Genomic DNA, 14,830 nt, shown 5'->3' on the forward strand with positions numbered 1-14,830 from the left:
CCAGGGCTCAGGGCCTAGCGACCACGCCCATGCAACCAGGCCTGCGCGGCCTCGCGCGCACGGCGGTCGGCCTCCAGCACCACGTCGAGGCTTTCGACCGGCGTGGCGGCCTCGCGGTTCAGCACCTCGTCGATGATAACCGCGATCTCGGTGAAACGGATGCGCCGTTCGAGGAATACGGCCACCGCCACCTCGTTGGCGGCATTGAGCATCGCCGGCGCGCTGCCGCCCGCCTCGGCCGCCTGGCGCGCCAGGCGCAGGCAGGGGAAGCGCTGCTCGTCGGGGGCCTGGAAGTCCAGGCGGGCGATGCCGAACAGGTCCAGCGGCGACACCCCGGAGTCGATGCGCTCGGGCCAGGCCAGGGCGTGGGCGATGGGTGTGCGCATGTCGGGGTTGCCCAACTGGGCCAGCACCGAGCCATCCACGTAGTCGACCAGGGAATGGATCACGCTCTGCGGGTGGATCACCACCTCCACCTTCGACGGCGGGGCATCGAACAGCCAGCAGGCCTCGATCAGCTCCAGGCCCTTGTTCATCATGCTCGCCGAGTCGACGGAAATCTTCCGCCCCATGGACCAGTTAGGGTGGGCACAGGCCTGCTCCGGGGAAACTGCCGACAGTTGATCCAGCGGCGTCTCGCGGAACGGGCCGCCGGAGGCGGTCAGCAGGATGCGTCGCACGCCGACCTGGCCCAGGCCCCGGGCGTAGTCGCCAGGCATGCACTGGAAGATCGCATTGTGCTCGCTGTCGATCGGCAGCAGCACCGCGCCATGGGCCTGCACTTCGTGCATGAACAGGGCGCCGGACATCACCAGCGCCTCCTTGTTGGCCAGCAGCACGCGCTTGCCGGCCTGCACCGCCGCCAGGGTCGGCTTGAGGCCGGCGGCGCCGACGATGGCCGCCATGACCACATCCACGTCCGGATGGCCGGCGACTTCGCACAGCCCCGGCTCGCCCACCAGTACGCGAGTGGCCAGGCCTTCGGCCCGCAGGGCGCCCTGCAGATGGCGGGCCTGCTCGTCGCTGGCGACCACCGCGAAACGCGGCCGATGAACCAGGCACAGGGCCTCCAGCTCGGCGAGACGGGAATGCCCGGTGATGGCGAAGACGCTGTAGCGCTGCGGATGCCGCGCGAGGACGTCCAGGGTGCTCAGGCCGATGGAGCCGGTGGCCCCCAGCACGCAGACCTGCTGCGGCGCGCTCATGGCGTGCCCCAGCCGGTGGCCCAGAGCAGCACGGTGAAGACCGGGATGGCCGCGGTCAGGCTGTCGATGCGGTCGAGGACGCCGCCGTGGCCCGGCAGCAGGTTGCTGCTGTCCTTCAGGCCCGATTCGCGTTTGAACATGCTCTCGGTCAGGTCGCCGACCACCGACAGCGCCACCACCACGGCCGCGCAGGGCAGCGCCAGCAGCAGTTCGCGCACCGACCAGTCACGGTAGATGGCCACCGCGAAGGTGATCGCCAGGCTCAGCGCCAGGCCGCCGTAGAAGCCTTCCCAGCTCTTGCCGGGGCTGACCCGCGGCGCCAGCTTGCGCTTGCCGAAGGCCTTGCCGGAGAAATAGGCGCCGATGTCGGCGGCCCAGACCAGCACCATGACCGCGACTATCAGCCAGTTGGCCAGCGGCCACTGCTTGAGCATCACCAACCCCTGCCAGGCCGGCAGCAGGATCAGCAGGCCGATCAGCAGGCGGCGCCAGCGGCCGCCCCAGCTGGAGGCACTGTCCGGGTAGGTGAGCACCATCACGGTAGCCAGCAGCCACCAGAGCACCGCCAGCAACAGCACGGCCCCGGCCAGCTGCGGCAGCCAGTACAGCAGCAGCATCAGCAGCGCGACCACACCGGCATAGCCGACGCGGGCCGGCTGCTCGTTGTAGCCGGCCAGGCGCGCCCATTCCCAGGCGCCGAGGGTCACCACCAGGCCGATGAACAGCGCGAAGGCGAGGCCATCGAGGAGGAAGAAACCACCCAGCGCGATGGGCAGCAGCACCAGCGCCGTGATGATCCGTTGTTTCAGCATGACGGGGGGGCCTCGGCCTGCACCTGCTCGCTGGTCTTGCCGAAGCGACGCTGGCGGGTGGCATAGTCGGCCAGCGCTTCGCGCATCGCCGCGCTCTTGAAGTCCGGCCAGTAGAGATCGGAGAAGTACAGCTCGGCGTAGGCCAGCTGCCACAACAGGAAGTTGCTGATGCGGTGCTCGCCGCCGGTGCGGATGCACAGGTCCGGCAAGGGCTGGTCGCCGGTGGTCAGGCAACCCTGGATCAGCTCGGGGGTGATGTCGTCCGGCGCCAGGTGCCCGGCCTGCACTTCGCGGGCCAGGCGCTGGGCGGCCTGGGTGATGTCCCACTGGCCGCCGTAGTTGGCCGCCACCTGCAGCAGCAGCCCCTTGTTGCCGGCGGTGAGGTTCTCCGCTTCGCGCATGGCGGCCTGCAGCTCCGCGTGGAAGCGGCTGCGATCACCGATGATGCGCAGGCGGATGCCGTTCTCGTCGAGCTTGCGCACCTCGCGGCGCAGGGCCATGAGGAACAGCTCCATGAGCGCACCGACCTCGTCGACCGGGCGCTGCCAGTTCTCGCTGGAGAAGGCGAACAGCGTCAGGACCTCGACACCGGCCTCGGCGCAGGTCTTGACCACTGCACGCACCGCGCTGACGCCGGCCTTGTGCCCGGCAACGCCGGGCAGCAGGCGCTTCTTCGCCCAGCGGTTGTTGCCGTCCATGATGATGGCCACGTGACGTGGCACCGCGGCCACCTGCTTGGTCTTGTCCATGACTGCAACCTGGCCGTCAGACGGCCATCAGATCCGCTTCCTTGGCCTCGAGGGCCTTGTCGATCTCGGCGACGAACCTGTCGGTGAGCTTCTGCACCTCGTCCCCGGCGCGACGCTCTTCGTCCTCGCTGATTTCCTTTTCCTTCTGCAGGTCCTTGAGCTGGGCCAGGGCGTCGCGGCGGATGTTGCGCACGGAGACGCGGGCCTGCTCGGCCTCGGCGCGGGCCTGCTTGGTGAAGCCCTTGCGGGTTTCCTCGGTCAGGGCCGGCATGGGGACGCGGATGGTGGTGCCGGCGGTGGCCGGGTTCAGGCCCAGGTCGGAGGTCATGATGGCCTTCTCGACCGCCTGGATCATGCTCTTGTCGAACACGTTCAGGGCCAGGGTGCGGGAATCCTCGACGGTGACGTTGGCGACCTGGCGCAACGGGGTGTCGGAGCCGTAGTAGGACACCATGACGCTGTCCAGGATGCTCGGGTGCGCACGGCCGGTGCGGATCTTGGCGAAGGCGTGCCCCAGGGCCTCCAGGGTCTTGCCCATGCGCTCCTGCGCTTCCTTCTTGATCTCGTTGATCATGTCAATCCTCCTCGATCAGGGTGCCCTCGGCACCACCAACAACAATATTCAGCAGCGCGCCCGGCTTGTTCATGTTGAACACCCGCAGCGGCATTTTCTGGTCGCGGCACAGGCAGATGGCAGTCAGGTCCATCACGCCCAGCTTGCGGTCGAGCACTTCATCGTAGGTCAGGCGCTCGAACTTCTCGGCGTTCGGGTCCTTGAACGGATCGGCAGTGTACACACCATCGACCTTGGTCGCCTTCAGCACCACGTCGGCATCGATTTCGATGGCGCGCAGGCAGGCGGCCGAGTCGGTGGTGAAGAAGGGGTTGCCGGTACCGGCGGAGAAGATCACCACTTCGCCGCTGGCGAGGTGGCGCATGGCCTTGCGGCGGTCGTAGTGGTCGGTGACGCCGACCATGCTGATGGCCGACATGACGATGGCGGTGATGTTCGAGCGCTCCAGGGCGTCGCGCATGGCCAGGCCGTTCATCACGGTGGCCAGCATGCCCATGTGGTCGCCGGTGACGCGGTCCATGCCGGCCGCCGACAGGGCCGCGCCACGGAACAGGTTGCCGCCGCCGATGACCAGGCCGACCTGCACGCCGATGCCGACCAGTTGGCCGATCTCCAGGGCCATGCGGTCCAGGACCTTGGGGTCGATACCGAACTCTTCGCTGCCCATCAGGGCTTCGCCGCTCAGTTTTAGAAGAATGCGTTTATAGCGAGGTTGACGTGCGCTCAGCTGCTGAGCCATGACCTTTTTCTCCTGCGGCGATGTGGAATGCGTAGCGCCTGACCGGGCGCCTGTCGGGGAAGCCTGGCCCTACCAGGCTAGCAGCGCCGCGAACCGACGAACGGTGCGAAGCCGCGGAGACCGCCCCGAATGGTCTCCCCACTTTGACGAAGAGGCCGCACGCGCGAGCGGGCAGCCTCTTCCGGGGCGACGGTGGAAACCGTCTTATTGCTTGGATGCAGCTACTTGAGCAGCAACCTCGGCAGCGAAGTCGGCCTCGGCCTTCTCGATGCCCTCGCCCACTTCGAAGCGAACGAAGGAGACGATCTCGGCGCCGGCTTTCTTGGCCAGTTCACCGACCTTGACTTCCGGATCCTTGACGAACGGCTGCTCGACCAGGCTGGCTTCGGCGAGGAACTTGTTGATGCGGCCCTTGACCATGTTCTCGACGATGTTTTCCGGCTTGCCGGCGATCTTGTCGGCGTTCAGCGCCAGGAAGATTTCCTTTTCCTTGGCCACGGCTTCTTCGGAAACCTGCGACGGATCCAGGAACTGCGGGTTGCTGGCGGCGACGTGCATGGCGATGTCACGGGCCAGTTCGGCGTTGCCGCCTTTCAGGGTGACCAGTACGCCGATGCGGTGACCGTGCAGGTAGGCGCCGACCACGTCGCCTTCGGCGCGGGCCAGACGACGGATGTTGACGTTCTCGCCGCACTTGGCGACCAGAGCCTCACGGGCGGACTCCTGCTCGGCGATCAGCGGAGCGGCATCGCTCAGTTTCTGGGCGAAAGCCTTGTCCAGGCTGGCAGCGACGAAGTTCTTGAAGTCGTCCTGCAGGGCCAGGAAGTCGGTCTGCGAGTTGACTTCGATGATGGTGGCGGCCTTGGCGTCGTCGGCCACTTTCACCGCGATGGAGCCTTCGGCGGCGATGTTGCCGGCCTTCTTGGCAGCCTTGATGGCGCCCGAAGCGCGCATGTCGTCGATGGCCTTCTCGATGTCGCCTTCGGCGGCAACCAGGGCCTTCTTGCACTCCATCATGCCCTGGCCGGTGCGCTCGCGCAGTTCTTTAACCAGTGCTGCAGTGATCTCTGCCATTTGCAAATCCTCTTGAGTTGGTTCTCAAAACCAGATCGCCCGGCGGGCCGGGCGGAATTCGGGAGTGGCAAAAAGGGGGCCAGGCCCCCTTTTTGCGCACCGCTGGACGTCTGGACGTCCCGGAATCAGCCTTCGGCGGATTCGGCCGGCGCTTCTTCGACGAACTCGTCAGCACCGCCCTGGGCGTTCTGACGGCCGCGCAGTACGGCTTCGGCCATCGAACCCAGGTACAGCTGAACGGCGCGGATGGCGTCGTCGTTACCGGGGATGACGTAGTCGACGCCGTCCGGGCTGCTGTTGGTATCGACGATGCCGATGACCGGGATGCCCAGCTTGTTGGCTTCGGTGATGGCGATGCGCTCGTGGTCGACGTCGATCACGAACAGCGCGTCCGGCAGGCCGCCCATGTCCTTGATGCCGCCCAGGCTGCGATCCAGTTTTTCCAGATCACGGGTGCGCATCAGGGCTTCTTTCTTGGTCAGCTTGTCGAAGGTGCCGTCCTGCTGCTGGGTTTCCAGCTCGCGCAGGCGCTTGATCGACTGACGGATGGTCTTGTAGTTGGTGAGCATGCCGCCCAGCCAACGGTGGTCGACGTAAGGCATGCCGCAACGGGCGGCTTCTTCGCGAACGATCTTGCCGGCGGAACGCTTGGTGCCAACGAACAGGATCTTGTTCTTGCCCTGGGCCAGGCGCTCAACGAAGGTCAGGGCCTCGTTGAACAGCGGCAGGGTCTTTTCCAGGTTGATGATGTGGATCTTGTTGCGCGCGCCGAAAATGAACTTGCCCATTTTCGGGTTCCAGTAACGGGTCTGGTGGCCGAAGTGCACACCGGCCTTCAGCATATCGCGCATGTTGACTTGGGACATGATAGTTCCTCGATAAGTCGGGTTGGGCCTCCATGCATCCCAATGACCAACCCCCGAACGCGTCGCAGGGCACCCAGGTCATCGTGTCGATGCATGTGTGGGTTAGGCTTGAACAGGCCATAGCCTGCAAAAGCGGGGCGCTTTATATCACACAAAGCCGCTGGAGGCTAGAAGCTGGAAGCCGGACGACAGGCGATCGACGCACCGCCGCTCCAGCCTCCAGCCTCCAGCCTCCAGCCTCCAGCCTCCAGCCTCCAGCCTCCAGCCTCCAGCCTCCAGCCTCCATGGCAGCCTGCCGCCTGCGAAACTGTTACCATTACCTTTTTCCGCCCGCGTCCGAGAATTCTATGACCGTCACCATCAAGACGCCCGAAGACATCGAGAAAATGCGCATCGCCGGCCGCCTGGCCGCCGAGGTGCTGGAAATGATCGGCGAGCACGTCAAGCCCGGGGTCACCACCGACGAACTGGACCGCATCTGCCACGACTATATAGTCAACGTCCAGCAGGCCATCCCCGCGCCCCTGAACTACAAGGGCTTCCCCAAGTCCATCTGCACCTCGATCAACCACGTCGTCTGCCACGGCATCCCCAACGAGAAGCCGCTCAAGGAAGGCGACATCGTCAACATCGACATCACCGTCATCAAGGACGGCTACCACGGCGACACCAGCAAGATGTTCCTGGTGGGCAAGACCCCGGAGTGGGCCGACCGTCTGTGCCAGATCACCCAGGAATGCATGTACAAGGGCATTTCCGTGGTCAAGCCCGGCGCGCGCCTGGGCGATATCGGCGAGGTGATCCAGAAGTACGCCGAGAAGAACGGCTTCTCGGTGGTCCGCGAGTACTGCGGCCACGGCATCGGCAAGGTGTTCCACGAAGAGCCCCAGGTGCTGCACTACGGCCGCGCCGGCACCGGCCTGGAACTCAAGGAAGGGATGATCTTCACCATCGAGCCGATGATCAACCAGGGCCGCCCGGAAACCCGCCTGCTGGGCGACGGCTGGACCGCCATCACCAAGGACCGCAAGCTCTCCGCCCAGTGGGAGCACACCGTGCTGGTGACCGCCGACGGCTACGAGATCCTCACCCTGCGCAACGACGAGAGCTTCCCGCGCACCGGCGCGTAAGCGGCGTTTGCAATCTCGCCGACGGCTGGGTAGAACATGGAAATCCCGGCCCGGCACCCTCGCCGGGCCTGGCGCCACGTGCCCCAGGCCCGGACGATGACTTGCCCCTGCCCTCCCCCATCCCAGAATCAGGAAGGCCGCCATGCCGCAGGTGGATCCCGAGTTGTTCGACCCTGGGCAGTTCCAGGCGGAACTGGCCCTCAAATCCAGCCCCATCCCCGCCTTCAAGAAGGCCATCCGCCAGGCCAACGAGGTGCTGGACGCGCGCTTCAACGGCGGCCGTGACATCCGCCGGCTGATCGAGGACCGCGCCTGGTTCGTCGACCAGATCCTGCAGCAGGCCTGGCAGCGCTTCGCCTGGTGCGAGGACGCCGACATCGCCCTGGTGGCGGTGGGCGGCTACGGCCGCGGCGAGCTGCACCCGCACTCGGACATCGACATCCTGGTGCTGCTCGACAGCGAGGACCAGGAAGTCTTCCGCGAGCCCATCGAGGGCTTCCTCACCCTGCTCTGGGACATCGGCCTGGAAGTCGGCCAGAGCGTGCGCTCGGTGGCCGAATGCGCCGAGGAAGCGCGCGCCGACCTGACGGTGGTGACCAACCTGATGGAGTGCCGGACCATCTCCGGCCCCGACCACCTGCGCCAGCGCATGCTCGAAGCCACGGCCAGCAGCCAGATGTGGCCCAGCGGCCAGTTCTTCCTGGCCAAGCGCAAGGAACAGATTCACCGCCACACCAAATACAACGACACCGAATACAACCTGGAGCCCAACGTGAAGGGCTCGCCCGGCGGGCTGCGCGACATCCAGACCATCCTCTGGGTCGCCCGCCGCCACTTCGGCAGCCTCAACCTGCACGCGCTGGTCAAGGAAGGCTTTCTGGTGGAAAGCGAGTCCAGCGTGCTGGCCTCCTGCCAGGAATTCCTCTGGAAGGTCCGCTACGCCCTGCACATGCTCGCCGGGCGCGCCGAGGACCGCCTGCTGTTCGACCACCAGCGGCGCATCGCCGGGATGCTCGGCTACCAGGACAACGACGCCAAGCTGGCCGTCGAGCGCTTCATGCAGAAGTACTACCGGGTGGTGATGGCGGTCTCCGAGCTGAACGACCTGATCATGCAGCACTTCGAGGAAGTCATCCTGCGCGCCGGCGAAGGCGGCCAGGTGACGCCGCTGAACAGCCGCTTCCAGGTCCGCGACGGCTACCTGGAAGTGACCAACGCCAACGTCTTCAGGCGCACCCCCTTCGCCCTCCTGGAAATCTTCGTGCTGATGGCCCAGCATCCGGAGATCAAGGGCGTGCGCGCCGACACTATCCGCCTGCTGCGCGACAGCCGGCACCTGATCGACGACGACTTCCGCCACGACATCCGCAACACCAGCCTGTTCATCGAGCTGTTCAAGTGCCGCGAAGGCATCCATCGCAACCTGCGGCGGATGAACCGCTACGGCATCCTCGGCCGCTACCTGCCGGAGTTCGGCCTGATCATCGGGCAGATGCAGCACGACCTGTTCCACATCTATACGGTGGACGCCCACACCCTCAACCTGATCAAGCACCTGCGCAAGCTGCAGCGCCCGGACATGGCCGAGAAGTACCCGCTGGCCAGCAAGATCATGGAGCGCCTGCCCAAGCCCGAGCTGATCTACCTCGCCGGGCTCTACCACGACATCGCCAAGGGCCGTGGCGGCGACCATTCCGAGCTGGGCGCGGTGGACGCCGAGCTGTTCTGCCAGCGCCACCAGTTGCCGCAGTGGGACACCCAACTGGTCAGCTGGCTGGTGCAGAACCACCTGGTGATGTCTACCACCGCGCAGCGCAAGGACCTCTCCGACCCGCAGGTGATCTTCGACTTCGCCCAGTTGATGGGCGACCAGACGCGCCTGGACTACCTCTACGTACTCACCGTGGCCGACATCAACGCCACCAACCCGAGCCTGTGGAACTCCTGGCGCGCCAGCCTGCTGCGCCAGCTCTACACCGAGACCAAGCGCGCCCTGCGCCGTGGCCTGGAGAACCCGCTGGACCGCGAGGAGCAGATCCGCCAGACGCAGAGCGCGGCCATCGACATCCTGGTGCGCGACGGCATCGACCAGGACGACGCCGAGCAGCTCTGGAGCCAGCTGGGCGACGACTACTTCCTGCGCCACAGCGCCGCCGACGTGGCCTGGCATACCGAGGCCATCCTCCAGCACCCGGACGACGGCACGCCGCTGGTGCTGATCAAGGAAACCACCCAGCGCGAGTTCGAGGGCGGCACGCAGATCTTCATCTACGCCGCCGACCAGCACGACTTCTTCGCCGTGACCGTGGCGGCGATGGACCAGCTCAACCTGAACATCCAGGATGCGCGGATCATCACCTCCACCAGCCTGTTCACCCTCGACACCTACATAGTGCTCGACGCCGATGGCGGCTCGATCGGCGACAATCCCCAGCGCATCGCCGAAATCCGCCAGGGCCTGGTGGACGCGCTGAAGAACCCCGACGACTACCCGAACATCATCCAGCGCCGCGTGCCCCGGCAGCTCAAGCACTTCGCCTTCGCGCCGCTGGTGACCATTTCCACCGACGCCTCGCGCCAGGTCAGCGTGCTCGAGGTCATCGCCCCCGACCGCCCGGGCCTGCTGGCGCGCATCGGCGGGCTGTTCCTGGACTTCGACCTGTCGGTGCGCAACGCCAAGATCGCCACCCTCGGCGAGCGCGTGGAGGACGTGTTCTACGTCACCGACGCGCACAACCAGCCACTCTCTGACCCGGACCTGTGCAAGCGACTGCAGGCGGCCCTGGTCGAGCAGCTTTCACAGGCCAACGGCCAGGAAACCGTTCCGGTCCGCATCAGCATCTGACGAGCGATTCACATGAACCCAGACCTCGACCTGCTCCAGCCCTACCCCTTCGAGAAGCTCCGCGCCCTGCTCGCCGGCGCCCAGCCGCCGGCCGGGCTTGCGCACATCGCGCTGTCCATCGGCGAGCCCAAGCACCGCTCGCCGGAATTCGTCGCCAAGGCCCTGGCCGACAGCCTCGACCAACTGGCGGTGTACCCGACCACCCTGGGCCTGCCGGCGCTGCGCGAAACCATCGCCGCCTGGTGCGAGCGCCGCTTCGGCGTCCCCGCAGGCTGGCTGGACGCCGCCCGCCACGTGCTGCCGGTGAACGGCACTCGCGAGGCGCTGTTCGCCTTCACCCAGGCGGTGGTCGACCGCAGCAAGAACGGCCTGGTGATCAGCCCCAACCCCTTCTACCAGATCTACGAAGGCGCGGCCCTGCTGGCCGGCGCGCAGCCGCACTACCTGGCCTGCCGCGCCGGGAACGGCTTCAATCCGGACTTCGACGCGGTGCCGGCGGACGTCTGGCAGCGCTGCCAGATTCTTTTCCTCTGCTCCCCGGGCAACCCCACCGGCGCGCTTGTCCCCCTCGCCGAATTGAAGAAGCTGATCGCCCTGGCCGACGAGCACGACTTCCTGATCGCCGCCGACGAGTGCTACAGCGAGCTGTACTTCGACGAGCAGAACCCGCCGCCCGGCCTGCTCAGCGCCTGCGCCGAACTGGGCCGCTCGGACTTCAGGCGTTGCGTGGTGTTCCACAGCCTGTCCAAGCGCTCCAACCTGCCGGGCCTGCGCTCGGGCTTCGTCGCCGGCGACGCCGAGGTGCTGAAGAAATTCCTCCTGTACCGCACCTACCACGGCTGCGCCATGCCGGTGCAGACCCAACTGGCCAGCATCGCCGCCTGGCAGGACGAGGACCACGTGCGCGCCAACCGCGACCTGTACCGCGAGAAGTTCGCCGCGGTGCTGGACATCCTCGCCGGCGTGCTCGACGTGCAGCGCCCGGACGGCAGCTTCTACCTGTGGGCGAAGACGCCCATCGCCGACACCGAGTTCTGCCGCGGCCTGTTCGACCAGCAGCACGTCACCGTGGTGCCGGGCTCCTACCTGTCCCGCGAAGTGAACGGCGAGAACCCCGGCGCCAACCGCGTGCGCATGGCCCTGGTCGCCCCGCTGGCCGAATGCGTGGAAGCGGCCGAACGCATCAAGCGCTTCGTCCAGGCCAGCCCAGATCAAACCCGGAGCCGCCCGTAGCCAAGGCCAAACGGCGGATAACGCCGTAGGCGTTATCCGCCCTACGCCAAGCCCGCCGGCGACGTAGGGCGAATAACCGTTCGCGGTTATCCGCCGCTTCACCCAGACCAAAGCCCGCGCCCAGATCAACCTCGGAGCCGCCTGCAGCCAAGGCCAAACGGCGGATAACGCCGAACGTTATCCGCCCTACACCAGCCCCACCCACGACGTAGGGCGAATAACCGTTCGCGGTTATCCGCCGTTTCACCTGGGCCTCAGCCCGCGCCGCGGCCAACCTCGAAGCCGCCTGCAACCTGCCGCCGCCCTACACCCACCGCCCCGCCTTGCTGGTCAGCCAGGCCTCCTGGGAATCCAGGTCGCCGAGCACCTTGCGCATGGTCTCGTCGTCCACCAGGTTCTCCCGGCGCAGCTGGTACAGCTCCAGGCGCTGGGTGCGCAGCGCCTTGATGCGCAGGGCCTGGTCGGCCAGCTCCAGGCTGCGCGCCCGCTCCCGCGCCTCGGCGCTGTCCGGCGCCGGGTCGAGCTGCTGGCGGTACTCGGCCATCAGCCGCGCCTTCACCTCCGCCAGCCGCGCGGCCTCCTCGGCATCCACCTTCTCGCCGGCCGGCATCTCCTCCTTCTCCAGCATGCGGATGGCCGCCACCGCGGTGCGCCGCCATACCGAGCGGTACTCCAGTTCGGACTGGTCGTTGCTGGCCACCGGCAGGCCCCTGAGCAGGGCTGGCAGGCCCAGGGTGGCCGCCAGCAGCGACACCAGGATCACCCCGGCGGCGATGAAGATGATCAGGTCGCGCTGCGGGAAGGCCTCGCCGCTGCCCAGCAGCAGCGGCACCGACAGCACGCCGGCCAGGGTCACCGCCCCGCGCACCCCGCCCAGCGCCGAGATCGCCGACAGCCGCAGCACCGGCTCGCCGGGCTTGCCGCCCAGCTCGATGCCCCACCAGCGCTCGAAGCGCAGCGACAGCTTCCAGTAGCACCAGACCCAGGCGAAGCGCAGCAGGATCAGCACGGCATACACCGCCAGCACGTAGAACAGCAGCTGCGAGGAACGCCACAGGCTGTCGCCGGCGTGGTGCGTCACCGACTTGAGGATGTCCGGCAGTTGCAGGCCCAGCAGCAGGAACACCACGCCGTTGAAGGCGAACTCCAGCATCGACCAGACGCTGCGGTTGAGCACGCGGGTATGGGTCTGTCGCGGCAGCAGGTCGGTCCAGCTCTGCATCATGCCCGCCGCCACCGCCGCGAGAATGCCGGAGACGCCCAGCTCCTCGGCGACCATGTAGACGGCGAAGGGCAGCAACAGCATGAGCACCACGTGGGTGGCCGGGTCGTCCCAGCCGCGGCGGATCATCCAGGCGCGGATGCGCCCCAGCAGCCAGCTCAGCACCACGCCGCAGGCCAGGCCGCCAATCGCCACCAGGAGGAAGCTCAGGCTGGCGTCGAGCAGCGAGAAAGCGCCGGTCATGGCCGCGGCCACGGCGAACTTGAAGGCCACCAGGCCCGAGGCGTCGTTCATCAGCGCCTCGCCCTGCAGCACGTGCATCAGCCGCCGCGGCAGGCGGTTCTGGGCGATCGCCGATACCGCCAGGGCGTCGGTGGGCGACAGCACCGCGGCCAGGGCGAAGGCGGCGGCCCAGGGAATCTCGGGAATCAGCAGGTGGATGAAGGCGCCGCCACCGGCCACGGTGAACAGCACCAGGGCGAAGGCCATGGTCAGGATCGGCCAGCGCATCTGCCAGAACTCGCCCTTGGGCATGCGCCAGCCATCGGCGAACAACAGCGGCGGAATGAACAGGAACATGAACAGCTCCGGGTCCAGCGCCACGTGCAACCCCAGGCTGGGCCAGGCCAGGACCGCCCCCGAGGCGATCTGGATCAGCGGCAGCGGCAAGGGCAGCAGTTGCGCCAGCAGGCGCGTGCCCCCGACCACCAGCAGCAGGATGAGCACGGTATACACGGTTTGCATCGACGATCTCCCAGTCGCCAGTTCGCGGCGCCCCATTGGAACATCCAGAGACGCTCTCCATCAGCCCCCGGGCGAGCAATAGACTATTGCAATCGCAAAAGAATCGTCCCGCCCTCCCCGCCCCCGCAAGTTCACGGGAAAATGGCATAATCCCGCGCTTGCCAAAGGAACGACGAGGAGCGCCGCCCATGACCCAGCGGACCATCTACGGAATCAAGGCCTGCGACACCATGAAGAAAGCCCGCACCTGGCTTGAGGAACACGGCGTCGACTATGCCTTCCACGACTACAAGACTAGCGGAATAGACCGCGCGCACCTTGAGCAATGGTGTGCCGAGCATGGCTGGCAGACGGTCCTGAACCGCGCCGGCACCACCTTCCGCAAGCTCGACGAGGCGCAGAAAGCCGACCTCGACGAGTCCCGCGCGATCGAGCTGATGCTCGCCCAGCCGTCGATGATCAAGCGTCCGGTGCTGGACCTTGGCGACCGCACCCTGGTCGGCTTCAAGCCCGACGCCTACGCCGCCGCGCTGGCCTGACACTTTTTCACCGTTTTTTCGAGGAACCGCACATGTCCCAATCCCTGTTCAGCCTGGCCTTCGGCGTCGGCACCCAGAACCGCCAGGACGCCTGGCTGGAAGTCTTCTACGCGCAACCGCTGCTGAACCCGGCCGCCGAGCTGGTCGCCGCCGTCGCACCGATCCTCGGCTACGAGAACGGCAACCAGGCCATCGCCTTCAGCAACCAGCAGGCCTACCAGTTGGCCGACGCGCTGAAGACCATCGCCCCGGCCCAGGCCGCCCTGCTCAACCGCCTGGCCGAAAGCCAGAAGCCGCTGGTCGCCACCCTGCTGGCCGAAGACGCCGCCCCCGCCTCCACCCCCGAGGCCTACCTGAAGCTGCACCTGCTCTCGCACCGCCTGGTCAAGCCCCATGGCGTCAACCTGTCGGGCATCTTCCCGCTGCTGCCGAACGTGGCCTGGACCAACATCGGCGCCGTCGACCTGGCCGAGCTGGCCGAGCTGCAACTCGAAGCGCGCCTGAAGGGCAAGCTGCTGGAAGTCTTCTCGGTGGACAAGTTCCCGAAAATGACCGACTACGTGGTCCCGGCCGGCGTGCGCATCGCCGACACCGCCCGCGTGCGCCTGGGCGCCTACATCGGCGAAGGCACCACCGTGATGCACGAAGGCTTCGTCAACTTCAACGCCGGCACCGCCGGCCCGGGCATGATCGAAGGCCGCGTCTCCGCCGGCGTGTTCGTCGGCAAGGGTTCGGACCTGGGCGGCGGCTGCTCGACCATGGGCACCCTGTCCGGCGGCGGCAACATCGTCATCAGCGTCGGCGAAGGCTGCCTGATCGGCGCCAACGCCGGCATCGGCATCCCGCTGGGCGACCGCAACATCGTCGAAGCCGGCCTGTACGTCACCGCCGGCACCAAGGTGGCGCTGCTGGACGACCAGAACAACCTGGTCAAGGTGGTCAAGGGCCGCGACCTGGCCGGCCAGCCGGACCTGCTGTTCCGTCGCAACTCGCAGACCGGCGCGGTGGAATGCAAGACCAACAAGACCGCCATCGAGCTGAACGAAGCGCTGCACGCGCATAACTAAGTCAGAGCTGGAAGCTGGAAGCCAAAAGCCG

13 protein-coding genes are annotated in these 14,830 nt (G+C 66.8%); 5 read left to right on the forward strand and 8 right to left on the reverse strand.

Annotated elements, in window-relative coordinates:
• Positions 1-14 precede the first annotated feature (14 nt).
• The 7 genes from ispC to rpsB form a co-directional block, all read right to left on the reverse strand.
• Positions 15-1,205 carry a 1-deoxy-D-xylulose-5-phosphate reductoisomerase gene (gene ispC / locus IG194_RS06340; RefSeq protein ID WP_058490931.1) on the reverse strand — a complete coding sequence of 397 codons (1,191 nt, stop codon included), beginning with the start codon at positions 1,203-1,205 and terminating at the stop codon, positions 15-17.
• The gene (locus tag IG194_RS06345; protein ID WP_058490932.1) at positions 1,202-2,017 is read right to left on the reverse strand and encodes a phosphatidate cytidylyltransferase; all 816 of its coding nucleotides are present in this window, start codon (positions 2,015-2,017) and stop codon (positions 1,202-1,204) included. Before IG194_RS06345 ends, ispC begins: the two co-directional genes overlap by 4 nt.
• Positions 2,011-2,766 (reverse strand): isoprenyl transferase, encoded by a 756-nt coding sequence (locus IG194_RS06350; RefSeq protein WP_009616639.1) that lies wholly within the window; start codon positions 2,764-2,766, stop codon positions 2,011-2,013. Before IG194_RS06350 ends, IG194_RS06345 begins: the two co-directional genes overlap by 7 nt.
• A gap of 16 nt (positions 2,767-2,782) precedes the next feature.
• Positions 2,783-3,340 (reverse strand): ribosome recycling factor, encoded by a 558-nt coding sequence (gene frr / locus IG194_RS06355; RefSeq protein ID WP_043271194.1) that lies wholly within the window; start codon positions 3,338-3,340, stop codon positions 2,783-2,785.
• A 1-nt stretch (position 3,341) separates the two neighbouring features.
• Positions 3,342-4,079 carry a UMP kinase gene (gene pyrH / locus IG194_RS06360; protein ID WP_009616635.1) on the reverse strand — a complete coding sequence of 246 codons (738 nt, stop codon included), beginning with the start codon at positions 4,077-4,079 and terminating at the stop codon, positions 3,342-3,344.
• Positions 4,080-4,283: 204 nt separating this feature from the next.
• Positions 4,284-5,153 carry a translation elongation factor Ts gene (gene tsf, locus IG194_RS06365; protein WP_043271196.1) on the reverse strand — a complete coding sequence of 290 codons (870 nt, stop codon included), beginning with the start codon at positions 5,151-5,153 and terminating at the stop codon, positions 4,284-4,286.
• 125 nt (positions 5,154-5,278) lie between these two features.
• A complete protein-coding gene (rpsB, locus tag IG194_RS06370) occupies positions 5,279-6,019 on the reverse strand; it encodes a 30S ribosomal protein S2 (protein ID WP_009616632.1) in 741 nt (246 codons plus the stop codon).
• 347 nt (positions 6,020-6,366) lie between these two features.
• On the opposite strand from rpsB, the gene map reads away from it, so the two are divergent.
• The 3 genes from map (at position 6,367) to dapC (ending at position 11,227) form a co-directional block, all read left to right on the forward strand.
• On the forward strand, positions 6,367-7,149 hold the full coding sequence (gene map, locus IG194_RS06375) for a type I methionyl aminopeptidase (protein ID WP_043319431.1): 783 nt from the start codon (positions 6,367-6,369) through the stop codon (positions 7,147-7,149).
• 142 nt (positions 7,150-7,291) lie between these two features.
• Positions 7,292-9,994 carry a [protein-PII] uridylyltransferase gene (locus IG194_RS06380; protein WP_058490933.1) on the forward strand — a complete coding sequence of 901 codons (2,703 nt, stop codon included), beginning with the start codon at positions 7,292-7,294 and terminating at the stop codon, positions 9,992-9,994.
• Between the two features lie 12 nt (positions 9,995-10,006).
• Positions 10,007-11,227 carry a succinyldiaminopimelate transaminase gene (dapC, locus tag IG194_RS06385; protein WP_058490935.1) on the forward strand — a complete coding sequence of 407 codons (1,221 nt, stop codon included), beginning with the start codon at positions 10,007-10,009 and terminating at the stop codon, positions 11,225-11,227.
• A gap of 304 nt (positions 11,228-11,531) precedes the next feature.
• Here the strand turns inward: dapC and IG194_RS06390 are convergent, their stop codons facing one another.
• Positions 11,532-13,193 (reverse strand): Na+/H+ antiporter, encoded by a 1,662-nt coding sequence (locus IG194_RS06390; RefSeq protein ID WP_058490937.1) that lies wholly within the window; start codon positions 13,191-13,193, stop codon positions 11,532-11,534.
• Positions 13,194-13,381: 188 nt separating this feature from the next.
• On the opposite strand from IG194_RS06390, the gene IG194_RS06395 reads away from it, so the two are divergent.
• Together IG194_RS06395 and dapD are read left to right on the forward strand one after the other, a co-directional pair.
• Positions 13,382-13,732: an ArsC family reductase gene (locus IG194_RS06395; protein ID WP_009616622.1), complete on the forward strand. Its 351-nt coding sequence runs from the start codon at positions 13,382-13,384 to the stop codon at positions 13,730-13,732.
• A gap of 32 nt (positions 13,733-13,764) precedes the next feature.
• Complete coding sequence (gene dapD / locus IG194_RS06400; RefSeq protein ID WP_043271206.1) at positions 13,765-14,799, forward strand: 2,3,4,5-tetrahydropyridine-2,6-dicarboxylate N-succinyltransferase; 1,035 nt, start codon at positions 13,765-13,767, stop codon at positions 14,797-14,799.
• Positions 14,800-14,830 lie beyond the last annotated feature (31 nt).

The sequence above is a fragment of the Pseudomonas sp. ADPe genome (assembly GCF_014843515.1).
Taxonomy (GTDB): Bacteria; Pseudomonadota; Gammaproteobacteria; order Pseudomonadales; family Pseudomonadaceae; genus Pseudomonas; species Pseudomonas citronellolis.